We start from the raw sequence: 23,822 nt of genomic DNA on the forward strand, positions 1-23,822 counted from the left end.
AAAAATTCGTGACTTCAGTCCTCCGGCCACTCCTGCGGAGCTTCAAGACGATTCTCCAACACCTTTGTGGCCGCATCGAACTCAGGTAATAGACGCATCCACTCGCTGTCCTGCTCAAATGCCATCCGCGGCAGAATGCCGATTACCTCGGCCTCCACCGGCTCCGTCTTGTGCCGGTCCGCCAATCGCAACACCTGTGCATAAACCGCTGAAACCGGCGTCGCCTGCAGATCGGTGATATTCATCGTCAACTGGGCGCGGCCGTGCGCCAATACCCCAAGCGCTTTCACGCCCTTCATGCCGCCGGAAGAAGCGCGCAGTTCCTTGGCGATCGCCCGGACGATCGCCACATCGGTCGAGTCGAAGTATAAGTTATACGCCACCAAAAACTTACGCGCTCCCACCGCACATGCTCCAGCCGTCGGATGCAGATCGGGACCGCCCACATCCGGTCGCCGCTTCGCATCCTGTCGCACCAGCTTCTGCAATTCTTCAAACTGTCCCCTGCGAACATCTTCCAGATTCGCTCGGTCGGGGCGAGCAGCCGCTGCCTCATAGAAGTACACCGGGACACCATGCCGCTTCCAAATCTCAGCACCCGCCTGCCGGGCAAGCAGCGCGCACTGATCCAACGAAACCTGCGAGACCGGCACAAATGGAATCACGTCGGCAGCACCGATGCGCGGGTGAACGCCCGTCTGCTTTGTCAGATCGATTGTTTTTGCAGCCTGCCCCACGGCGCGTATCGCGGCCTCAAGAATCGCTGCCGGAGGACCGGCGACAGTAATCACCGACCGGTTGTGATCGCTATCCATAGACCAGTCCAGCAGACGCACCCCATCCACCCGCATGGCACTCACGATTGCCCGAACGCAGCTTTCGTCAACACCCTCCGAGAAGTTGGGTACACACGCTACAACAGGTCCATCCATCCTATTCACTTTCTCTTATCAAGACGCTCGGCAACGGCACCGCAATGACGGTTCAGCGAAGCCCGGCCAGCGTATTTCTAACCGGAAAACCGAGTACCGTTTTTGAATGCTTATTTCCACCAAGTGTAGCCGACTTGCACCTGAACCGTGGCATTCACGCCCGGATTGCGATCTCCAAGTGAGGCAGATGAAATATGCTCTGCATTCACTGAAAAATCAATCGATCTCTGCGGCTGCGTGAAGTAATGCCAACCTACCGCCGCGCCCGAGCGGAAATTGAAGACCGAGGTACCACCAGGCGTTCCATGCGGCACTTCCAGGTCCGGCGGAAACTTATGCGTGGTGTAAATTACGCCACCTTGCGCCTGGAACCACGGCAGGACGCGGCGATCCTCACGGCCAAAGTTCCAGCGGAAGATCACCGGCGTAAGGCTGACGCCCCGGAATGTTCCACCACCGTACTGCTCGACGGTCTGAGTATCGCCATTTGTCACCACCTTGGTGTAAGGCGATGGCGTATACGCCTGCCAAAACGGCATCACGTTCGCACCAAATTCAAACCGACCGGTGAAAGGGCCGGCATGTACCATCGGCGAAATCACTCGGCCTGCCTGAAAACCAGCCCATACGAAGTGATAATCCGACCTGTCGCCGACCCCATTTCCGTAATTCACAAACGGCCCATACTCCCATTTGCGCGGCGCGGGAGTCTCCGCTCTCACAATCGATGCAGCAAAAACGGCCACCAGCACTATCGCCAATATGTGTTTCTTATTCTTGAGCAAGTTGGCTTCCCTCTCAAACCTCTTTGGCAAGACACCGAGCTTATGCTCAGCTTTCTTGTACGATTCTTCTTACATTCTTTCAGCAAAAAGGCCGCCATGCGCCGGCGGCCTTCGCGATTCGATTGCGACCGATCCTACTTTGCCGCCTCCTCAAGCTGCGCGGCGTCCATATCGAAGTTGGAGTAGACATTCTGCACGTCGTCGAGATCCTCCAACGCATCCAGCAGACGGATCATTTGATTCGCGGTCGAGCCCTCAAGTTTCGTATAGGTCGAGGCCACCATCGTCACCTCGCTATACTCGGTGGGAATTCCGGCTGCCTTCACCGCTTCCAGCACTTTTTCGTACGCGCCGGGATCAGTCAGGAGCTCCCAGTTCTCGCCCTCGTCGCTCAGGTCTTCTCCACCCTGCTCCAGCACAATGCCCATCAGGGTGTCTTCGTCCGCAGCGCTCTTGGACACACCAATCACGCCCTTCTTCGAAAACATAAAGCGCACCGAGCCAGACTCGCCAAGATTGCCGCCATTCTTCGAAAATGCGTGACGCACTTCGCTCACCGTACGATTGCGGTTGTCGGTCAATGTATCGACAATCAACGCGACACCGCCGGGACCGTATCCTTCGAACGAAATCTCGTCGTACGACACGCCCTCAAGCTCGCCGGTGCCGCGCTGTACGGCACGCTTGATGTTGTCCGCCGGCATGTTCTCGGCCTTGGCGGCGAGAATCGCGCTGCGAAGCCGCGGATTGCCATCCGGATCACCCCCGCCAGCTTTTGCAGCTACGGTAATTTCCTTGATCAGGCGGGTAAAGATCTTGCCGCGCTTGGCGTCCAGCGCGCCCTTCTTGTGCTTAATTGTGGCCCATTTTGAATGGCCTGACATGACGAAACCTCAATGCAGGTAAACGATCCGTGAGTGCGCCGCAGACATGCCTCGGGCGTTCCCAACCCAAACGAGTATAGCACCTTGCCTGCCATCCACGGCTTAGGGCACAGCCCGTGCGACGCTGGCTTAACCTGCATCCACGCAGTTGCGTCCGGCAGCCTTGGCCCGGTAGAGCGCTTCATCGGCGCGCTTCAACAACTCCTCAACAGCCTCGGCATCCTCTTCGGTGTGACTCGTAACTCCGATACTCAATGTGAGGGAAATCTCATTCCCGTCTGCCGAGATCACTCGCTCTTCAACCGCTGCCCGGATACGCTCAGCGATTACCATCGCACCCTGGATCCGCGTCTCCGTCAGCAGTACAGCAAACTCCTCACCGCCGTAGCGCGCGACCAGATCCGTAGATCGCAACGTAGCCAGCAGGATCTGCGCGACTTGCCGCAACACCTCATCGCCAGCCGCATGTCCGTACCGGTCGTTGACCTCCTTGAAGTAATCCAGATCAATCATCAACAAAGAGAATGGCGCATGCCCGCGTGTGAATCGAGTGCATTCGATATGCAGCACCTGATTAAAGCGACGCCGGTTCGCAATACCCGTCAACGCATCTGTTTCCGCCCGGCTCCGTAGTTCTTCCCGCAATTGCACCTGCGCCGTTACGTTGGCAAGTACAACAGCACGCCCCATCTGCCGTGAATCGGGGTTAGAAGAGGAAAAAAGAGGCCAGATGCGAACCAGATAATGCTCCACTGTTGCGTATTCGATCTGGATCTCAGCTTTATCGTCGCCACGGATGATCGCGCCAGCCAGTAAGGGTGCTGAGTTCAGCATTGGGAGCAGCGGAGTTCCAAGATTGCGCTGGTTCAGCACTGGAAACATGGCTAGCGCCGCGTGGTTGAAGTCGAGAAGACGGTCGTAGGTATCCATCACCAGCACAGCGTCGCGCATGCTGTTGAAGATGATGTTGCGCGCCAGCGGAGAAACATTGAAGATGCCGCAGTGAAAGATGCCGTAATACATCACCAGGCATGTAACCCCAAGTGTCACCGGTGTAATGTCGAGTCCCCATGGGCTGAGGCCGCCGAGGTAAGTGAAGTAGCCGACAAACGGCAGAAATGACCCGATTACCATCACTACCGACTGTCTGCGAACCAGTGAGGAGGCGTGCTTCAGCCCGGAGAGATAAATCCACGCGCCAATGCAGAACGCGACCATCAGGTATGCGTTATCCAGCAGCGAAAGCGGACCGCGTTGCACCGTAAGCACCCAGAACGGAGGCCGATGCACCATCGTCATCGGCGCTGTATAGAACAGGTTATGAACGTTGGTGTAATGCCCTACAAACGTAATGACAGGAATAAGAAACAGCAGCAACGGCCGGGATTTGATGCCATTGTGCTTGCACGCAGCCATCACCCACAACGCGCCAGCCCACGGAAGAGCCAGATACTCGATATGGAGCCAGAATCGCGCGGCGGGGACAGCTGTCTGCGCCAGCTCCCCGGCATACCCGAACGAGTACACCGCCATGCTGAGCGCAAGCACGGCGAACGTAGCCGCCTCTGGAACATCTTTGCGCCTGCTCCAGCTGACGTACGCCAGAAACGCGAGTAAAAGGGCGACCCCCGTCAGCAGGAATCGCGCAAGCACAACAACCTCTGTACCCATGCACTCCTAGGGTTCAACTACACAACGGTTCCAACTGCAGAATTCCTTTTTCGCAGAATACATGAGTCTCTGCTTTGTTGGACAAGAGCCTGCGGATCATCCCATGCCTTACGGGATGGAGTATCCTTCCCGAGTATCGTTGCACCTAGCATCCAGGAGCCATCCTTGCTTCTCCGTCGGCGCTCTCAATACGCATCGTGGTCTTTCGTACATTTACTTTCGTTGACCCTGCCGGTTCTGGTTAGTTTCGGTTTCACTATCAGATCCTTCGCCGCCGAGTCCGCAGCCGGACACATCTCACTCGATCGCGTGACGAACGCACACGCTCTGCCCAACGGGGTTGAAATCCGCAGCGGCAGCGCCATCATGCAGATCACAGCGCTTCGCAAGGACCTGTTGCGCGTTCGCATCGGAGCCACCGAAACGCTACCCGAGGATGCTTCATGGGCCGTACTCGCCGCATCGCGTACCGCGCAGTCGCCGACCGAATACAAGAGCGATGAACACTCAGTCGGTTTCAGCACTGGTGATCTGGTCGTGACCATTGAACGCAATCCGCTGCTGATGACGGTCAAAGATGCCCAAGGCAACGTCATCGTCCAGGACATCGCCGATCGCCCAATCGAATTTCACGGCAATAGCTTCCGCGTCTACAAACAGTCACCTGAGGATGAGCACTACTTCGGCCTTGGCGACAAACCCGGCCCGCTCGACCGTCGCAACGAAGCCTTCGTCGACTGGAACACCGATGCCTTCGGCTGGCAGGAGTCAACCGACCCCATCTACAAATCCATCCCGTGGTTCATGACCTTCCGCCACGGCATCGCCGGCGGCATCTTCCTCGACAACACATGGCGCACCACCTTCGACTTCGACAAAGAGGTTCGCGACGGCTACTCCTTCGGAGCCGACAATGGCCCGCTCGACTACTACATCTTCTACGGCCCATCTCCCAAGCAGGTTGAAGAAGAGTGGGCCTGGCTGGTCGGTACCGTTCCGCTGCCGCCCATGTGGACGCTCGGCTTCCAGCAATCGCGCTACAGCTATTACCCGCAATCTGAAGTCGAGCGCATCGCCCACACGCTCCGTGAAGACCGCATCCCTGCCGATGCCATCTATCTCGATATCGACTATCAGTTCAAGTATTGGCCATTTACTGTTGACCCCAAACGGTTTCCGCATTTCGACGACATGATCCGCGAGTTGCACGCCGAACACATTCGCACCGTGCTCATTACCGATCTCCACATCGCCAAGCAGCCCAACCAGAACTACAAGCCCTATGACGAAGGCATCGCCGGCGACCACTTCGTCAAGAATTCCGATGGGTCCATCTATACGGGAGTTGTCTGGCCAGGCCCTGCAGTCTTCCCTGACTTCACGCAGAAATCCAGCCGCGACTGGTGGGGTACGCTCTACTCCGACTTTGTGCAGAAAGGCATCGCTGGTTTCTGGAACGACATGAACGAGCCGGCCATCTTTGAGGTCGCCTCGAAGACCATGCCCGATGACACCCAGCATCGCATCGAAGAACCCGGCTTCAAGACCCGCACCGCCACGCATCTCGAAATTCACAACGTCTTCGGCATGGAAAACTCACGCGGCACCTATGAGGGTCTGCGCAAGCTCGATCCCAACGTGCGGCCTTTTGTTCTCACCCGAGCAAGCTACGCAGGAGGCCACCGCTACGCCGCCACCTGGACCGGCGATAACTCCAGCACCTGGAATCATCTTCGTCAGACCGGCCCGCAGTTGATGAATCTCGGCCTTAGTGGCTTTGGCCTAGCAGGAGCTGACGTGGGCGGATTCGCTGGCTCACCGCAGCCCGACCTGCTTACCAAATGGATCGAGGTCGCTGCATTCCAGCCCATCGATCGCGACCACACCTCCATGGGCACCTATCCGCAGGAACCATGGGAAAACGGCACCACCGAAGACCTCAACGTCCGCCGCCGCTTCATCGAAACTCGCTACCGTCTGATGAGCTATCTCTACACCACCGCTGAGGAGATGAGCCGCACCGGCATCCCCATCATGCGCCCGCTCTTCCTCGAATTCCCCAACGCCAGCAAGGACCGCCATCCGCTAGACCTGAACACCAACAACGAATTTCTCGTCGGTCCCGACCTGCTCATCGCTCCATCCCCATATCCGGATATGCGCGACGATTATCAGGCAGTGCTCCCTCCAGTAGGCTGGTATGACTTCTGGACCGGCGAACAGGTTCCCATGAAAGGCCTCGAAGCGCAACGCGTTGGCAATGACAACGTGCCCGACAACGACCTGCAGATCAACCTGCACCCCAGCATCGACATGCTACCTGTCTTCGCGCGCGCCGGATCGATCATCCCCATCCAGCCGCTGGTCGAGAGCACCGACATCAAGCCCTCCGGTCCTCTTACCTTGCGCGTCTATCCGCCAGCCCGCCCTGGTGGCGAATGCTCTGGCTCACTCTATCTCGACGATGGCATCAGTTATGCCTACCAGAAGGGCGACTTCCTGCGCCTCAAGTTCTCCTGTGAACGCACAGCCACCGGCGTCACCGTCAAAATCAGCCCCCGCGAGGGCAGCTACACTCCGTGGTGGACTCAGTTCAACGTAGAAATCTACGGAGCGGATAAACCCGCAGCGAGCGCCACCAGTAGCTTAGGAGCAGTCCAGGCCGCCTACGACAGCGAGCATCATAGGCTGACCGTCGTTATCGCAGACGATGGCAAAGCAGCCGAGTTATCCGTGATCTACTAGGTCGCGGATAGCCGTTCCTAACGATCACGCCGTCACTTCTTAGAACGGCGTTTAACAGGACTAATGATCCGAGAGCGATAGGGGCCTCGGTCTATGAGTGCATCGCCCTAATGTCAGACGAGCATTCTATTCACTTGCTCAAAATAGGCAACACTTCTTTATCAGCTCGCCCAAGTAATCCAGGATTTACGCGGATGGTCCCGTCGATGCAGGATCAGCTGAAGACGCGCGACCGTAGCATCATTAGCGCGAGCAGCGGCAAAATCACCATTTGCGGCAAGCTGATCTACACTGGCTCTGGTTACATCAAGAAGCTGTTGAAGCTCTTGTGTGCTCAATGCTGTTTCTTCTGGAGTGGGTCCAGGCTCCGGAATGAATGGTATGGAGATAACAAAGGATTTTTTCCTGGGTATCATTATCACAATCCACGCTCCTGCTGCTCCAATTAGTAAACCGAGGAATTCATGAAATATTATCGAGGCGAAGATCGGCCCTCTCATCACAGCACGGTCCTGAGTTAGTTGGCGAAAGATTTCGACCATTTCGTCCGCAAACTGCTGCCGAAAGCTGTAGGGATAGAGGTTTAACAACCCACGATAAACAGCCAAAATCTTCATTCAAAACTCCTTTACCGCAATCGCGCCGTTGTCAATTGCACAAGATGACGAAGCCGCATAATTTCAGACTCAAGGGCTTTGCGACCTATTTTTGTCAGAGTGTAAGCCTGTTTGTCTCGTGAAGTGTCTTCTTGCTCAAATCGCTCAATCCAACCATCCCCAAGAAGCCTGCGAATGGCTCCATAGAGTGTTCCGGTGCTCAAACGAATACGCCCCTCACTCAACTTCTCAATATCCATGAGGAGTGCGTATCCGTGGCGAGGTTCTTCAGAGAGACTAGCCAGAATAAGCACAACCGGCTCGCTAAGTGGCTTCGTCCCGAGAGCGTTATTATTGCCGGAGACATGTCGCATGATGACATGTTGCGCTGCGCAATATTCTTTGTCAAGCGATTTCTCTCTCAATCAAGGTTACTTCGCCCAAGAATTCAGGCGTCAAACAACTATTTCTCCAGGAGTCTGCCACAGTTGACGCAAAACGTAATTGCGGACCGTTGCGAAGAAGAGAATAAGTCCTAAGTCATCTGTCATGGAATACTGACGCAAATGTTCTCACTGCGCAGACCGACGGAAGCAGAAGTCCAGGAGCAACTCCGCCGCGCTCGCGGCCTTCCCGCCAGCTACGGTCTCGATCTCCGCACCGAAGGTGGCCGCGAGCAAGTCATCTGCCCCCGAGGCTTCGCCCTCGACTATCACCGCTCACAGATCGGCCAGGGACAAGCCGCCTTCACCGCCGCCAAAGAAGCCTTCCGCCGGTGGCTCCAGTTCGATCTCGGCTGGGTTCGCATAGCCAACCCGCAAGCGCCCATCGAACAGGGCGAGGTCGTCGCCGTGGAGGCTCACTCGCTCTGGCTCTGGTCCATCAATATCAGCCGTATCCTCTACGTCATCGATGAAGAAGACCGCTTCGGCTTCGGCTACGGAACCACCGCCATGCACGTCGAGCGCGGCGAAGAACGCTTTCTGATCGAGTACTACCCCATCTCCGGCGCGGTCTTCTACGATCTGCTCGCCGTCTCGCAACCCGCCCACTGGCTCGTCCGGCTCGGCTACTTCTTCACCCGCAGCCAACAGCATCGATTCGCCCGGGACTCGCTTCAGCGCATGCGCCGCTCCATCCAGGACTCCTCGTCAAACCCGCAATGAACGTTGCGTTTGCACGAAGATTTAAACTTAGCTAATATAAAGTAGACTAAGGAGAGCAGGATGGAAGCCACCATGCACGAAGCCAAGACCAACCTTTCCAAGCTGGTCAAGCGTGCGCTCGCCGGCGAAGAAGTGATCCTGACACATGGACGCGCGCAGACACCCGTCGCCCGTATTATCCCAATCGATCCCCCTCAAGCCTCTACACTGAAAGAACGTCCCATCGGCCTTTTCGCCGCAGAGATGGGAATGTTCTCGGATTACGACTGGAGTGAGCCCATGAGTGAGGAAGAATTGGCTCTTTGGGAGGCACCGATTGTTTCCACCTGGTCCGACAATAACGGAACACCGAAGGATCCTGAGTGAGAGTGCTGCTCGACACTCATACCCTGCTGTGGGCGATGGGCAATCATCCTCGGCTGAGCAATTTGGCTCGAGCGGCGATCGCAAATAGAACCAATGAGTGCTACATCTCGGTGGTAAGTGTCTGGGAAGCCGCGACAAAGTATCGTTCCGGTAAGCTTCCGGAGGCTGCTCCACTGGTTACGAATCCATCCCGAATTCTCACCGCCCTACAGTTCAAACCATTGTCTCTGGAATTGGAGCACGCACACCTGGCGGGATCCATGGCAAATCCTCACAAGGATCCCTTTGACCGGATGCTGGCCGCGCAAGCATTGCTAGAGGGCTTGACGTTGATAAGTAACGATGTCGCCTTTGACACAATGCTGGTGACGCGCATCTGGTAAATCTGTCTGCCGTAGTTCCCTGTTACCCTGAAAGTATGAAATTCGGCGTCCTGGTATTTCCCGGCTCCAACTGCGACCACGACACTTATAACGTCATCTCCGAGATCGCTCACCAGCCGGTGACCTTCCTCTGGCACGACTCTGAAGACCTCCAGAACGTTGACGCCGTCCTCGTCCCTGGCGGCTTTGCCTATGGCGACTACCTTCGCACCGGCGCCATCGCGCGTTTCTCACCGGTCATGCAGGCCGTCAAACGCTTCGCCGACGCCGGAGGCATCGTCCTCGGCATCTGCAACGGCTTCCAGATCCTCACCGAGTCCGGCCTGCTCCCCGGCGCGCTCATGCGTAACGCCGGTCTCAAATACATCTGCAAGCAGGTTCATCTACGGACTGAAACGACGAATTCCCTCTTCACCAACCAGCTCACCAAAGGCGAAGTCCTGCAGATTCCCATCGGCCACATGGAAGGCAACTACTACTGCGACGCCGAGACCCTGCACCAGCTCGAGTCCGAAGACCGCATCGCCTTCCGCTACTGCACCCCAAAAGGCGAAATTACCCGCGAAGCCAACCCCAACGGCTCGCTTGAAAACATCGCAGGCATCCTCAACGCCGGGCGCAACGTCCTCGGCATGATGCCCCACCCTGACCGCTCCAGCGAAAAGCTGCTTGGCTCCGCCGATGGCTGGAAGATTTTCTCCTCTATGGTCAACGCTCTCGCGACCCGATAGTGCGGAATAAAACAGCTCGGGTCGCCCGCTTAACATCTGCTCGATTACGATAGCTCGTTGGCCATGATCGATATTCACCATCACTTGATTTACGGCGTCGATGACGGCTCTCCCGACATCGAGACCTCCATCGCCATGGCCGAAGTAGCCGCCTCAGAAGGCGTCACCGACATCGCCTGCACCCCGCACGCCAGCGATAGCTATCCATACCAGGCCGAGGTCAACGCCGAGCGCATGGCCGAAATTCAGGCCCGTCTCGGCGACAAGATCCGTCTGCATCTGGCCTGCGACTTCCACCTCAACGCCGACAACATCCAGGACGCGCTACACAATCCCCTGCGCTACTCGATTGACGGCAAAGGCTACCTGCTCGTCGAGTTCCCGGAGATGGCCATCCCGCCGCAACTGGGCAATGCGCTCTCACGCCTGCAAGCCGCCGGATACACCAATATCATCACCCACCCCGAGCGCAATCCGATCATTGTTCGCCATCCGCAGATGCTGGCCGAGTGGATTCGCAAGGGCTGCGTCGTTCAGGTCACGGCGTCCTCGCTTTACGGACGCTTCGGCAACTCCGCCGAAGCCTTCGCCAATGAACTGCTCGATCGCAACTGGATCCACTTTTTGGCCACAGATGCCCATAATCTCGAGTGGCGACCTCCGCATCTCAAGAAGGCCTACGATTACGTCGCCAACCGCGCCGGTGAAGAAACTGCTCGCCGCCTCTGCGTTGACAATCCCCGCGCCGCCATCGAAGGCATCAAGATGCCCGCGCAACCCGAACCAGTGGGCCTCGAAGAAGCACAGATCAAGTTCAATGAATCGGTGCAATCCCCACAGCGGCGCTCCTCCCAAGAGAAGTCTACCGACAGGGACAAGAAAACCGGCTTTTTCGGTCGAATCTTTGGCCGATAAAGCATTTTCCGAATTGGAGTAGACCGAAGCCGCGACGCCTAAGTGGATTTTTCCTTAAGAAAAATCCACCTGCAAACGCTCTCGTAAAGTCCACAGTAATTCGGAAAATGCCTTAAGCCGGTCTCTAGGATGTAGCTAAGGGCTGATTTTCGCTAACTCACTTAGACAACGAACGGCTTATCTTATTGCGTTACGAAGATAAGACCATGGGGATTATTCATACCCACATAGATCGGTGTCATAGCTCCCGTTTTCATATTGCTGAACAGGAGCGTTCCCTGACCCGCGCTATAGGCGGCTTGTGGCGCAAAACCGTTCGTCTCAGTGATCTTGTAGAGCAACTGCGCCGGGGCGTCCGACAGCAGCATAAAGGAGCTGCCGCTAGCCGGCGACCAGCGAGTATCGTCCAGTGGCCATGGATTGCCATAGAGAGTCATGGGCAACACACTGACCGACTGTTGCGGCGTTCCGACATTCTTGATAAACACCAGTTCGGAATCCTGCTGGCTGTCCTCTACCAGATCGCCCGCCGGATCAATCATCGATGAATCCGAATCGGTCATGTTCAATGTAACCGGCGTGCCTGCGGGAAGAAGCGTGGCCTGTGTGCTCGACCAGACCACCGGCGTCGAGTGAAATGTCTTACCGTCGCTGTTGAGCGAAATCGCATACATCACCGGCCCGGTGTTCACGCCATATTCAGCGGTCGCGCCACTGGAGTCGGTCGAATATGGCGCGAGATTCGGACTCGGATTAAATGTCGTCGTGGGATTCGAGGCGCTCGCGTAGACAACGCCGTTAATCACCTTCATGTCGTCAAGACCGCCGCCATGAGGCAAGGTCGCAACATCCGAAGTGTACGACTGAAGCGTGTTGTTCGTCGTATTGATTACCGTAATAACGGGATTGGCGTCCTCATTGCTGCTCACCCAGACCGTGGTCGAGTTATAAGCGGCTTCTCCGTCAGGATGCCCTGGAACATTGAAGGTCTGTAGTACATTTCCGTTCTCGTCGTACTCGATCACTTCGCTCTGGGCAGAGGTCACGCCAGGAGCCAACGTTCCATCAGGATTGATGTTCGGATCCTGGCAGACGACGAAGATCGAGGTGCCCATTTGCAGTAAATCATCCGGCTCCAGATTTCCGGGCGCCTTGGCGAAAACAGAGATCGAATAAAGACTACCCTGAGTGCCAACCACGGACGAAGGCACCGCAATGCCGCTGCCCGGTGAAGAGGTTGGTACGTTATTGTTTACGTACTTGTTGGCTGCACATCCCGACAGCAGAAATACCATCCCTGCCACCACTATCCCCAGCACTAAGGTACTTTTCATGGCAAAGCTCCCCAATCTGAGAGCACAGTAGGTTCCCTGTGTGACGGGATGATGAATAGATTGTCAAGGTAAGAGCAAAACCTGCGTCCAGTCTCTGACTGGTTAGAAACGTTCTTGTTCCAGTTGAATCAGAATGCTGGCCATGCCAGTAACCGTCAAAGCCCCAGCCCGCCATCCACAATCAGTATCTGTCCGGTAATAAACCGCGGCCCGGTAGCGAAAAACGCCACAGCTTCCGCCACATCCTCCGGAGATCCGTTCCGCCTCATTGGCGTCTTCGACGAGAAGTGCTCGGCTTCCCTGTCCGCCACACTTTCTGATTTCGGAATCTCAATATATCCCGGAGCCACACAGTTGACGCTGACCTCGGGCGCAAAGGCTTTGGCCATCACCTGCGTCAGCATGTGCAATGCAGCCTTCGAAGCGCAGTAGTGCCCATGCGTCGCCCAGGCGTGGCTGCCGCCCAGCGAACCTATATTCACGACACGCCCGTGAGCCGCTTTCAGGTATGGCAGCGCCTCGCGCGCCACCAGAAACGGCCCGCGTGTATTTGCGGCGAAGATCGCATCCCACTGCTCTACCGTGATCTCCGGCAGCGGGACCGACTCAAAAACCGCGGCATTATTCACCAACACATCGATGCGGCCAAACTCCTCGGCAATCGCGGCTATGGCGCCGTACACACTTGCCTCATCCCGCACATCCATCGCATATGCCGCCGAGCGCACACCAAACCCGCGAATCGCACGCGTAATTTCTTCCGCATCATCCTTCGATGTGCGATACGTGATGGCTACGTCGAAACCGGCGCGCGCCAGCGTCAGGGCAATCTCCCGCCCCAACCGCCTGGCGCCGCCAGTTACGATCGCTACTTTTCGTTGTGAACTTGCCCCGGCCTCAGAAGCAAACGGCATACGTCTCCCTCCAGACCGGCATCAGAAACGGCAGCTAATAGGTTACTTCGGTTGGGAGGAAGAATCCTGCGGCTTCGCGTCATCCTTAGGAGCGTCGCTCTTGGCCGACTCATCCTTGGAATCCTGCGCCTTAGCATCCGTCGAAGAACCGGACTGATCCTTCGGCTGGGCATCACTTGCCCCATCTGGCTTTGGCGTTGCCGGCTTGCCGTCCTCAGTCACCTTGCCGTCGCCATCTTTACGCAAACCGCCGTCCTTCTTGTAGATCGAATACTGCCCCACTGGCCGGTTCAGCTTCACTTCAATGGCCATATCACTCTTGTCTACCTTGAAGTCCTGCCCAAAGGTCTGCCAGCCATCGGCCAGAATCTGGATACGTACCGAAGATCCGGTCTCCAGCAGATCCAGGGTTGCCTTGCCGTCATCGTCCGTCTTCAGTTCCATGTTGCCGTCGTCATGGCCGTCTTCCAGGGGATGGAAGATCACAGACGCATTCACGAGCGGTTTTCCCGTTGTCCCGCGTAACACCGTTATCACCACATGCGAGGTCGCCGGCGGCACCTTATACTTGCGCCCGCGCTTGGGAGCATCCTGGCCATGGAGCATGGTGGCCGCGCCCAAAGACGCGATCACGACTCCGGGAAGAATCAATCGACGAACAACAGAACCGAACTGCACCATGCCGCCATTGTAGTCCTTTCGCATCTTCCTCGCACCCCGCAGAACAGATTCGCTATATCCTTCTTGACATACCTATACATCTATGGGTAGGATCGGCCTTACCAAGTTGTCTAGGGATTAGTTAGACGCACGGAACCGTCCCGCCGTGAGCGTCTGGTCCCCTTTTCAGTAAGCGCAGCAGTACAAGGAGGACGCATGGCCTGGACTCGCCGAATCACGAATCTTTTCCGCCGCAATCGTCTCGCCGACGAAATTGAAGCCGAACTCGACTCTCACCTGGCTCTGCGTGCCGACGACAACCGTATCTCCGGCATGTCCCCTGCTTCGGCGCGCCGTGATGCACGTGTCCGTTTTGGTAATCCCCAGGTCGTTCGCGAAAGCGTGACCAGTGCAGACGCCGCCCTCAGCCTCGAAGGCTTCTGGCTCGACCTCCGATATGGCCTGCGTCAGCTTCGCCGCAATCCGGGCTTTGCAGCCACTGCTATCGGAGTACTCGCACTCGGCATCTGCGCCAGTACCGCCATCTTCGCCTTTGTCGACGCTGTCCTGATCAGCCCGCTTCCTTACCGCGATCCCGCCCGCATCATGGGCCTCTTCGAGACCAACCCGCTCGGCCCGCGCTTCCATCTCTCTTACCTCGACTATCTCGACTGGAAGCGCATGAACCACACCTTCGACGCCATCGAAGCGTATGACGCCGGTTCATTGGCGATGCAGTCGCCCACAGGCATCGAGCGGGTCGACGAAGTAACTATCAGCGCCGGTTTTCTCCGCACCCTTGGCATCAGTCCTCTTCTGGGCCGCGATTTTCGCGATGGTGAAGATCTGCCAGCAGCCCCGAGTACGGCTCTCATCAGCTACTCCGTCTGGCAGAAACGGTATGGAGGACAGCCGGATGTCCTGGGGAAGACCGTCACTATAGACAATGTAACCAGCACCATCGTCGGCGTACTACCCAAGGATTTCTACTTCGCCGGGGCCGGCCCTGCCGAGTTCTGGATCGTTCTGCATGCCTCAGACAAGGCTGACACGCGCGGCGAGCACAATCTCTCCGGACTGGGAAAACTCAAGCCCGGCGTCACTGTGGCTCAAGCGCAAGCGGACATGAGCAACGTCGCAGCAATCCTGGCGAAGCAGTACCCCGGCTACGACGACGGACGCGGCGCCACCGTGGTTCCTTGGACGGAAGTCGTCACTGGCAAACTCCAATCCATCCTTCTCCTGCTGATGTGCGGAGCAGTGCTGCTTCTCCTCATCGCGGGAGTCAATGTAAGCAGCCTCCTGCTGGTGCGTTCGGAAAACCGTCGCCGCGAGATCGCCGTGCGCGGGGCGTTGGGAGCTTCCCGAATGCGACTCGTGCGACAATTCGTGATCGAGGGGCTGATGCTGGCCGCTACCGCATGTGTGCTGGGCGTGGGAGCCGCCTATGGACAGATCCACGTACTGGTAAAGCTCGTTCCGGCCGGAATGCTTGCAGCGATGCCGTATCTCACGCAGCTCGGGATCAACCTGCACGTGCTCGGATTTGCGCTCATGGTGGCCATCCTCGCCGCCATCCAGTTTTCGCTGACACCACTGTTTCGGCTCTCGTTCGAGACGGTACGAGAGGGGCTCGGGCAAGGTGGCCCTTCGGCCGCAGGAACGGTCTGGCGGCACTTTGGTTCCAATCTGGTCGTTGTCGAGCTTTGCACAGCGATGGTGCTGCTTTCAGGCGCTGGCCTGCTTGGGCGCAGCTTCTACCGGCTGATGCACGCCGACACAGGCATGCAGACCGATCACCTGGCCACGCTGCGGATCACTGCTTCCAGCCTTGCAAGCTACGCGAAGCCGTACCAGCAGGTGGCGCTCTCGCATCAGGTCCTCGACGAAATCAGGCGGCTGCCTGGAGTAGAATCCGCGGCGATCACGCGCCAGGTCCCATTGGCCAACGTCGCCGGTGGCAGCACCACCTTCAACATCGTGGGGCGGCCGCCGCATCAGACCGGCAATGAAGCCGACATGCGCCAGGTAAGCGCCGGATATTTCAGCACTGTGCGCGCAAGGCTCATGCGCGGCAGGTTTTTCACCGAGCACGACGACGCCACCCAGCCCATCGTGACCATCATCAATCAGTCCTTCGCGCGCAAGTACTTCCCCGGTGAAGATCCCATCGGACGCCGCCTCAGCTTTGATGACTCCCAGCCCGCCTGGCAGATCGCCGGTATCATCGACAACATCCGCGAGGGTCCCATGGACGCCGAAGTCGGTCCAGCGCTCTACGTGCCCTTCGATCAGGTGCCTGACAACGTCTTCTACGTCGTTGCCCGCACCGCAGGCGAGCCCGAGCTCATTCTCAAAACTCTGGAGCAGACCGTACGCCGCATCAATCCGGACTTCCTCCTCTATGACGGCGAAACCATGGACAACCGCATCGAGAAGAGCCAGTCCGCCTACTTGCACCGCTCCGCGGCATGGCTGGTCGGGGGTTTCGCTGCCATCGCGTTATTGCTCGGGGTTATCGGCCTCTACGGAGTCATCGCCTACTCTGTAAGCCAGCGCACCCGCGAAATCGGCGTGCGCATGGCCCTCGGAGCACAACGCAGCTCGGTTTACGCAATGGTGATGGGAGAAGCAGGCCGTCTGATTGTGATCGGAGTCGCAGCCGGGCTCGTCTGCTCCATCGCCGCAGCGATGCTTATGCGAAGTCTTCTCTTCGGCACAGCTCCCTGGGATGTGGCAACGCTAACCGCCGTCGGTGTCATTCTCGCTGCCTCTGCTCTGACTGCCAGCTACCTGCCCGCGCGACGCGCAGCATCGGTCAATCCCATTGAAGCTTTGCGAGTCGAATAGGACCAACACGCGTCCTTGAAGAACCAGATTGATCTGCTTCGCCTGAGAGATACTTACGCTGATGAAATTTCTTCGCCGCATCACGAACCTCTTCCAACGCTCCCGCCTGGATCAGGAGATCGTAACCGAGCTTCAATCGCACATAGATCTGCGAGCCGCCGATAACGAAGCCGCAGGCATGCGCCCTGAAGCCGCAAAACGGGATGCTCGGCTCCGCTTTGGTAATCCTCAGTCAGTCAAAGAGCATGTCACCGGTGCAGATGCCGCGCTCACTCTTGAAAGCCTCTGGCTCGACCTCCGCTACGGCCTGCGTCAACTTCAGCGCAACAAAGCCTTCGCTGCAACGGCCATCGGAGTCCTCGCTCTCGGCATCTGCGCCAGCGCGGCCATCTTCGCTTTTGTCGATGCCGTCATGCTTCGGCCGCTTCCCTATCGCGATGCAAGCCGTATCGTCGCTCTCTTTGAGACCACACCACTCAGCAACCGGTATCAGCTCTCCTACCTCGATTACCTCGACTGGAAGCGCGCCAACCGCTCTCTCGACGCCATCGCTGTCTACAACAGCAACCCCACATCCGCAGCACTCCGCACCACTTCAGGCCGCACCGCATCCGGCATTGATCAGGTGGACACCGAATCCGTCAGCGCAGGCTTCTTCGATCTTCTTGGCGTCGTCCCGATCCTCGGTCGGAGTTTTCGCACGGAAGAAGACCAACCTGGTTCACCCGGCGTCGCGCTGCTTACTTATGCGGCCTGGCAGAGCCGCTATGGCGGCCGTTCCGACGTGATCGGCCAAACCATCTCGCTCGATAGCCAGCCCGCACAGATCATCGGCGTCCTACCCGCCAGCTTTTCCTTCGCGCCCATCGGCGATGTCACCTTCTGGATTCCTCTTCAGCTCTGGGACCCGCCGCAAACCCGCGGCGATCACGGCCTTTCCGCGATCGCAAGGCTCAAACCCAGCATCACACTCGCGCAGGCATCCTCCGATCTTCAAAACATCGCCGCGACCCTCGCACAGCAATATCCCGATGCCGACAAAGACCGCGGCGCAGCCATCCTGCCTTGGACAGACATCGTCTCCGGCAAACTCCGTCCGCTGCTCACCTTGCTGATGTCCGCAGCCGCGCTTCTGCTCCTGATCGCAGCCTTCAATGTCTGCAGCCTGCTGCTCGTACGCTCCGAGAGCCGCCGCCGCGAGATAGCCGTCCGCGGAGCACTCGGCGCGCCACGCTCTCGGCTCATCAGACAATTCCTGATCGAAGGCTTCCTGATCGCCGCAGCTGCGATCCTCCCTGGCCTCGCAGCAGCAGCCGCGCTCATTCGTGTGCTGCTGCGCATCACGCCCGGAGACATGCTCGCCGCCACACCCAGTCTGAATGCCCTCGGCTTCAACTGGCACGTACTCGCCTTCGGCATCGCTGTCGCATTCACCTCCGGCATTCTCTTCGCGCTCACGCCGCTCCCGGGCTTCCTTACATCGGATCTACACCAGGGTCTCGCGCAAAGCAGCCGCTCCGCCGCGAGCGTCGTCTGGCGCAAGCTGGGAACAAACCTCGTCATCGTCGAGCTTTGCACCGCAACCATCCTGCTCATGGGAGCAAGCCTGCTTGTCCGCAGCTTCTATCTCCTCATCCATTCCAATCTCGGAATCGAAACCAGCCATCTCGACATCGTGCGCCTCGACGCCTCCGGCATTCCCGCTTACGACAAACCAGCGCAACAAGTCATACTCGCGCATCGTCTCGTCGATGAAACACTGCGTCTGCCGGGCATCGAATCCGCTGCCATCGCTCGTCATGTACCGCTAGCCGGTATCGCCGGAGGCGTCGGCTCAGGCTTCACCTTCACCGGTAGCACCACCTTCTACATCCAGGGCCAACCGCGCTTCGCAAATCCCGAGGAAGCCAACTTCCGCTCCGTAGGCTATCAGTACTTCAGCACCACTCGCGCCCAGCTTCAGCAAGGCAGGCTCTTCACCGCAATGGACGACACCTCGCATCCGCCTGTCGTTCTCGTCAATCAAACCTTCGCGCGCCTCTATCTCGCAGGCGTGAATCCCATCGGGCAGCACATCCACAGCGATAAACTCAAATCGCCCGCTGAAGTCGTAGGTGTCGTAGCCAACATTCAGGAGGGCGCGATCGACGGCAGCGTTGCGCCGGTCCTCTATGCTCCTTTCGATCAGGTGCCCGATAATTCCTTCTACATCGTCGCGCGCACCACGCAAGCGCCAAGCCTAACTCTAACTGCTCTTGAATCCGTCATCCGCCGCGTTGACTCGGGCATCGTCATTCAGGTCACGCAGACCATGGACGAACGCATCCAATCAAGCCAGCCCGCATATCTACGTCGCGCAGCAGCATGGCTTGCAGGAGGCTTCGCCGTCATTGCTCTCATACTCGGCGTCATCGGCCTCTACGGCGTCATCGCCTACTCCGTCTCGCAGCGTACTCGCGAAATCGGCGTGCGCATGGCCCTGGGTGCTCAGCGCAGTTCCGTCTCCACGATGGTGCTCGCACAGGCCGCGCGCCTCATCGCCATCGGCGTCGTTGCTGGACTGCTCTGCTCCCTTGGTGCGACCACGCTCATGCGCAGCCTGCTCTTTGGTGTCGCCCCATGGGACATCGCGACCCTCATCACCGTAGGCATAGTTCTAACCGCGTCATCCTTACTCGCCAGCTATCTGCCAGCCCGACGCGCCGCATCCGTCAATCCGGTTGAAGCACTGCGCGCCGAATAGCGGCCTCGTGATTGCAACTCAGTCCTGAACATCAACCCGAAGCTTAACAAATGGAAAGTGGGGATTTAATGAAGAGCAGAATCGCGTCATGGATCGCCGTAACAATATTCGTTTCGATGCTCGGAACTTCCTTACCTTCGATGGCACAGACACAGGAAACTCCGCAGCCGCATGCATGCAGCATTACGCCAGCGGAATTACATGCTGAGAAAAAAGCCGTAATGGATTTCTATCGGTCCGGCATCACACTGCGAGAGCTCATCGCGCTAATCGATCCCAGCTACATTCAGCACAACCCACTGGCGTTGAAGCTTGGCGCAGAGAAACACATCAGCGACTACGAAGAATTCAAGCAACTCTTCACCGGTATTGCCGCTGCAGATAACCCCGGAAACACAAACGTGCTCGACGGCCCGGCCAGACGAGGCGGCAAAGCACCGCAAGTGGTGATCTTGACTGCTGAGTGTGACCTTGTAACCGCGATCGTCAAGAATACACGTACTGATCCTACCGCCGCGCAAGGAACTATCTACGAGCGTTTCAGCTTCGACACCTTTCGCGTTCGCGGAGGCAAATTGGTAGAACATTGGGATGATGAACTAATTACACCTGAGTCTGTGCAGGCGTTTCAGAAGCTGGAGCAGAATTTGCCAAACAAGTAACTCTTCGTATGAATCACTTGGAATCGATGCGCGCATAATTCTTTTTCCTTGGAAAACCGATTGGTTTATCGCGGTGAATCTCTATCAGCGACCCATGCGACCACGGAACACTCGTGCCTCAATTTGTTTTCTGCACGCCTCCGGTACTAGCCTTATCGCAACCGGAGATGCGATGAAAAAAACTCTCTGTACGTGGATTCTGACCTTTGCCGCAACAGTCCTCTCAACACAGTTGACCCTCGCAGAGTCCGGCAAGCAAACATCCGCACCTCAATCCGTTGCTGCAAAAGCACCCGAAGCGAGTTACAACGCCGCAGCCGACCCGCACGCCATCGTGACCATCGGCCACGCTCGCTTCACCATTCTCACTCCGCAACTCATCCGTATGGAGTGGAGCGCCGACGGCAAGTTCGAAGACCGCCCATCGTTCGTCTTCCTCAACCGCCGTCTTCCTGTGCCAAAGTTCACACATAGCGAAACTGCATCCGGACTCATCATCGACACCAGCGCACTCAAGCTCACCTACAATCCGCAAACCGGCACAGACGGCAAGTTCACCGATGACAACCTCACCATCACCTTTGATCTGAACGGCAAGCAGGTCACCTGGCATCCCGGCACGCCTGATACCGGCAATCTGCAGGGCACCACGCGCACACTGGACGGCGCACGCGGCAGCAAAACACGCGAGCCTATCGAGCCCGGCCTCATCTCGCGCGATGGCTGGACGCTCGTTGATGACTCAACCCGTCCACTCTTCGACTCCGACAACTTCAACTTCACCCACGGCGAAGCCAGCCCATGGCCGTGGGTGGTTCTACGCCCCGCTGGCGATCGCCAGGACTGGTACTTCTTCGGCTATGGCCATGACTACAAACAGGCCCTGCATGACTACGTTCAGGTTGCCGGCCGCATTCCGCTGCCTCCGCGCTTCGCCTTCGGAGCATGGTGGTCGCGCTACTGGGCCTACAGCGACCAGGAACTCGACGACCTCGTTCGTGGCTTCCACGACAACAACGTCCCGCTCGATGTGCTCGTCATCGATATGGACTGGCATCTCAACAAAGAGCAGCTCGAAGCACGCCACGAAGTCGATCAATCCGGTCACGAGCTGGGTTGGAGCGGCTATACCTGGAATCCGCTGCTCTTCCCCGATCCCGCTCCATTCCTCAAAAACCTGCATGAGGAGGGCCTCAAGGCCACGCTGAACCTGCATCCAGCCTCAGGAGTGCAACCGTGGGAGGCGGCTTATCCAGCCATGGCGCGCGCCATGGGCATCGATCCAGCCACACACAAGTATGTTCCCTTCGACATAACCAACAAAAAATACGCGCAAAATTACATGGACCTGCTGCACCATCCACTTGAAAAAGAAGGCATCGATTTCTGGTGGCTCGACTGGCAGCAGGAACACAACACGCAGATGGCAGGCGTCTCACCCACCTGGTGGCTTAACTATGTCCATTTCACCGATCAGGAACGCGAAGGCAAGCGCCCACTGCTCTTCCATCGCTGGGGAGGGCTCGGCAATCACCGCTATCAGATCGGCTTCTCCGGCGACACCATCTCCGTCTGGGACTCGCTCGCATTCCAACCCTGGTTCACCGCAACCGCTGCTAACGTTGGCTACGCTTACTGGAGCCACGACATCGGCGGACACATGCCTGGTGCGGTCGCTCCGGAGCTCTACACGCGCTGGATTCAATTCGGCGCCTTCAGTCCTATCTTGCGGACCCACACCACCAAAAATCCCGACTCCGAGCGCCGCATCTGGGCCTATCCCGAGCCGTACTCCGGCATCATGCGCAGCACCTTTCAATTACGCTACGCGCTTGAGCCATACCTCTACACCGAGGGCCGCCGCACCTACGATACCGGTGTGGCCTTCCTGCGTCCGCTCTATTACGACTGGCCCGAAGCCGACGAAGCCTATTCCAGTAAGAATGAGTATGTCTTTGGCAAAGATATGATCGTCGCTCCTGTCACCACACCCGTTGACAAGGACTCGCAGCTCGCAGACGAAGCGGTCTGGATACCGCAGGGCGAGTGGATCGAGAGGCCAACCGGCAAACACTTTACAGGCCCTCAAACCGTTCAGCGCAAATACTCTATCAGCCAGATCCCCGTCTTCCTTCGCGCCGGAGCCATCGTGCCCATGCAGCCGAAAATGCTCTATACCGGGCAGAAGCCGGTCGATCCGCTCATCCTCAACATCTTCCCGTTCGCCGATACTCAGACATCAACCTACTCGGTCTATGACGATGCAAGCCGTGGCGAAAACTACAAAAGCGGTGTCTGTGCCTGGACCGATATCAGCGCGAAACAATCCGGCGACGACCTCACCATTGAGATCGCGCCTGTACGCGGCTCCTATCCAGGCATGCTCACCCAACGAAGCTATGAGATTCGCCTGCCCGGTGACTGGCCGCCCAATTCCGTCATCTCCAATGGAACCGCTCTCACTTTTGCTCTTCAGAGCGACAAGCCCAGTTGGCACTACGAAGGAAACACGCTCTCGACCATCATCACTACCCCACGTTATTCCGTTTCCGAGCGCGTCGTTCTCCACATTCATCGTCCCGCAGGATCGCTCGCTTCTCGCGCACAACTAGACGGCTTTGCAGGGGCCGAAGAGCGTCTTCGTGAAGCCTACGACACGCTTAATGCGCAATGGCCTTTCACCCGCGCACCTGATCCCCTGATCGACGCATGGCAAACCGGCGACCGCATTAGCTACAAGCCCGAAACAGCCCGTGAACAAATCGCGCGCTTCCCGCAGGTCTATGCCGAGGGCGAGAAGCAAGTGCAGGATCTCGCCGACAAAACCAACGTCCCCGATGACCAACTCGTTAAGCAGTTAATGCAGAACCGCGGCCGCGACACCACAGTCGAGCGCGCGCAGCAATACCGCGCCTCGCTGCAACGCTCGTTGACGCTCTTAAACGACGGAAAACCAGCGGAGAAGAATAACTAGCCGTTCGAAGCTTCAGACAGTTCCTCGCGCTGTTCGTGAACCAGTTCGGGCGTAACACGGAACGATCCTGGCTTTACGTGAAGCAGAGGGATGCCGTTTCTGGTCGTTCGCCTGGTTTCAACCGGAGGCGAAGTCTGTCTGGCAGGCTTGGAAATTACTTCAACTGCGTTCGTTTGCTTGATCGAAGCAAGTTTATTTGCATCAACCACGCCACCATCACCGATATCCAACTTTCCGCGCACAGTAAATCTACCTTCCGCAATCATCTTGCATGAAGCATCCCAGACGGCACAAATAATGGTTTCGCTCCAACCTGCTCCGCCCCACACACCACATGTGCTCAGTTTAGATGAGTATAATTCACTCATATTTCATCTCCATTGCACTTGACAGCTTCCAGTTCGCTTGGCTACTCTAGCAGTCGGAAGCTGAGAGTGCTAAAGCTCCGTTAACCGGAGCAGATCACTAAGCTTGGCAGTTGATTCCGGACGGGAGCCGTCCGAGAGACGTA

The 23,822-nt window shown here is 57.5% G+C and carries 20 protein-coding genes; 10 read left to right on the forward strand and 10 right to left on the reverse strand.

Annotated elements, in window-relative coordinates:
- Positions 1–14: 14 nt before the first annotated feature.
- The 4 genes from ftcD to OHL22_RS02905 form a co-directional block, all read right to left on the reverse strand.
- Positions 15–932: a glutamate formimidoyltransferase gene (gene ftcD / locus OHL22_RS02890; RefSeq protein WP_263332993.1), complete on the reverse strand. Its 918-nt coding sequence runs from the start codon at positions 930–932 to the stop codon at positions 15–17.
- Positions 933–1,042: 110 nt separating this feature from the next.
- Entirely contained in the window at positions 1,043–1,717 is a 675-nt protein-coding gene (locus OHL22_RS02895) for an acyloxyacyl hydrolase (protein WP_263332995.1), read from the reverse strand.
- Between the two features lie 134 nt (positions 1,718–1,851).
- Complete coding sequence (locus OHL22_RS02900) at positions 1,852–2,601, reverse strand: YebC/PmpR family DNA-binding transcriptional regulator (protein WP_263332997.1); 750 nt, start codon at positions 2,599–2,601, stop codon at positions 1,852–1,854.
- 129 nt (positions 2,602–2,730) lie between these two features.
- Positions 2,731–4,272, reverse strand: a complete 1,542-nt coding sequence (locus tag OHL22_RS02905) for a histidine kinase N-terminal 7TM domain-containing diguanylate cyclase (protein ID WP_263333000.1) — start codon at positions 4,270–4,272, stop codon at positions 2,731–2,733.
- A gap of 165 nt (positions 4,273–4,437) precedes the next feature.
- On the opposite strand from OHL22_RS02905, the gene OHL22_RS02910 reads away from it, so the two are divergent.
- On the forward strand, positions 4,438–7,017 hold the full coding sequence (locus OHL22_RS02910) for a glycoside hydrolase family 31 protein (protein ID WP_263333002.1): 2,580 nt from the start codon (positions 4,438–4,440) through the stop codon (positions 7,015–7,017).
- Between the two features lie 161 nt (positions 7,018–7,178).
- On the opposite strand, the gene OHL22_RS02915 is transcribed toward OHL22_RS02910, so the two are convergent.
- Positions 7,179–7,634: a hypothetical protein gene (locus OHL22_RS02915; RefSeq protein WP_263333004.1), complete on the reverse strand. Its 456-nt coding sequence runs from the start codon at positions 7,632–7,634 to the stop codon at positions 7,179–7,181.
- An 11-nt stretch (positions 7,635–7,645) separates the two neighbouring features.
- Positions 7,646–7,987, reverse strand: coding sequence for a PadR family transcriptional regulator (locus OHL22_RS24975; RefSeq protein ID WP_377819792.1), 342 nt, complete (start codon positions 7,985–7,987; stop codon positions 7,646–7,648).
- Positions 7,988–8,179: 192 nt separating this feature from the next.
- On the opposite strand from OHL22_RS24975, the gene OHL22_RS02920 reads away from it, so the two are divergent.
- The 5 genes from OHL22_RS02920 (at position 8,180) to OHL22_RS02940 (ending at position 11,174) form a co-directional block, all read left to right on the forward strand.
- Positions 8,180–8,779 (forward strand): DUF1990 family protein, encoded by a 600-nt coding sequence (locus tag OHL22_RS02920; protein ID WP_263333006.1) that lies wholly within the window; start codon positions 8,180–8,182, stop codon positions 8,777–8,779.
- 60 nt (positions 8,780–8,839) lie between these two features.
- Positions 8,840–9,145 carry a type II toxin-antitoxin system Phd/YefM family antitoxin gene (locus tag OHL22_RS02925; protein WP_263333008.1) on the forward strand — a complete coding sequence of 102 codons (306 nt, stop codon included), beginning with the start codon at positions 8,840–8,842 and terminating at the stop codon, positions 9,143–9,145.
- A 2-nt stretch (positions 9,146–9,147) separates the two neighbouring features.
- The gene (locus OHL22_RS02930; RefSeq protein WP_263333010.1) at positions 9,148–9,528 is read left to right on the forward strand and encodes a type II toxin-antitoxin system VapC family toxin; all 381 of its coding nucleotides are present in this window, start codon (positions 9,148–9,150) and stop codon (positions 9,526–9,528) included.
- 35 nt (positions 9,529–9,563) lie between these two features.
- The gene (purQ, locus tag OHL22_RS02935; RefSeq protein ID WP_263333012.1) at positions 9,564–10,259 is read left to right on the forward strand and encodes a phosphoribosylformylglycinamidine synthase subunit PurQ; all 696 of its coding nucleotides are present in this window, start codon (positions 9,564–9,566) and stop codon (positions 10,257–10,259) included.
- A 63-nt stretch (positions 10,260–10,322) separates the two neighbouring features.
- The gene (locus OHL22_RS02940; RefSeq protein ID WP_263333014.1) at positions 10,323–11,174 is read left to right on the forward strand and encodes a tyrosine-protein phosphatase; all 852 of its coding nucleotides are present in this window, start codon (positions 10,323–10,325) and stop codon (positions 11,172–11,174) included.
- 182 nt (positions 11,175–11,356) lie between these two features.
- Here the strand turns inward: OHL22_RS02940 and OHL22_RS02945 are convergent, their stop codons facing one another.
- The 3 genes from OHL22_RS02945 to OHL22_RS02955 form a co-directional block, all read right to left on the reverse strand.
- Entirely contained in the window at positions 11,357–12,508 is a 1,152-nt protein-coding gene (locus tag OHL22_RS02945) for a hypothetical protein (protein ID WP_263333016.1), read from the reverse strand.
- 155 nt (positions 12,509–12,663) lie between these two features.
- Complete coding sequence (locus tag OHL22_RS02950; protein ID WP_263333018.1) at positions 12,664–13,422, reverse strand: SDR family NAD(P)-dependent oxidoreductase; 759 nt, start codon at positions 13,420–13,422, stop codon at positions 12,664–12,666.
- A gap of 42 nt (positions 13,423–13,464) precedes the next feature.
- A complete protein-coding gene (locus OHL22_RS02955) occupies positions 13,465–14,127 on the reverse strand; it encodes a carboxypeptidase-like regulatory domain-containing protein (RefSeq protein WP_263333020.1) in 663 nt (220 codons plus the stop codon).
- 171 nt (positions 14,128–14,298) lie between these two features.
- On the opposite strand from OHL22_RS02955, the gene OHL22_RS02960 reads away from it, so the two are divergent.
- From OHL22_RS02960 to OHL22_RS02975, 4 genes are all read left to right on the forward strand, one after another.
- The gene (locus OHL22_RS02960) at positions 14,299–16,932 is read left to right on the forward strand and encodes an ABC transporter permease (protein WP_263333022.1); all 2,634 of its coding nucleotides are present in this window, start codon (positions 14,299–14,301) and stop codon (positions 16,930–16,932) included.
- Positions 16,933–16,993: 61 nt separating this feature from the next.
- On the forward strand, positions 16,994–19,675 hold the full coding sequence (locus OHL22_RS02965) for an ABC transporter permease (protein ID WP_263333024.1): 2,682 nt from the start codon (positions 16,994–16,996) through the stop codon (positions 19,673–19,675).
- Between the two features lie 68 nt (positions 19,676–19,743).
- Entirely contained in the window at positions 19,744–20,337 is a 594-nt protein-coding gene (locus OHL22_RS02970) for a hypothetical protein (protein WP_263333026.1), read from the forward strand.
- Between the two features lie 172 nt (positions 20,338–20,509).
- Positions 20,510–23,311: a glycoside hydrolase family 31 protein gene (locus tag OHL22_RS02975; RefSeq protein WP_263333028.1), complete on the forward strand. Its 2,802-nt coding sequence runs from the start codon at positions 20,510–20,512 to the stop codon at positions 23,309–23,311.
- Here OHL22_RS02975 and OHL22_RS02980 read toward each other — a convergent pair.
- Positions 23,308–23,679, reverse strand: a complete 372-nt coding sequence (locus OHL22_RS02980) for a hypothetical protein (RefSeq protein ID WP_263333030.1) — start codon at positions 23,677–23,679, stop codon at positions 23,308–23,310. The two genes, OHL22_RS02975 and OHL22_RS02980, sit on opposite strands and share 4 nt — an antisense overlap.
- Positions 23,680–23,822: the final 143 nt, after the last annotated feature.

Origin of the sequence: Acidicapsa dinghuensis (genome assembly GCF_025685685.1) — a bacterium.
Classification (GTDB): Bacteria; Acidobacteriota; Terriglobia; order Terriglobales; family Acidobacteriaceae; genus Acidicapsa; species Acidicapsa dinghuensis.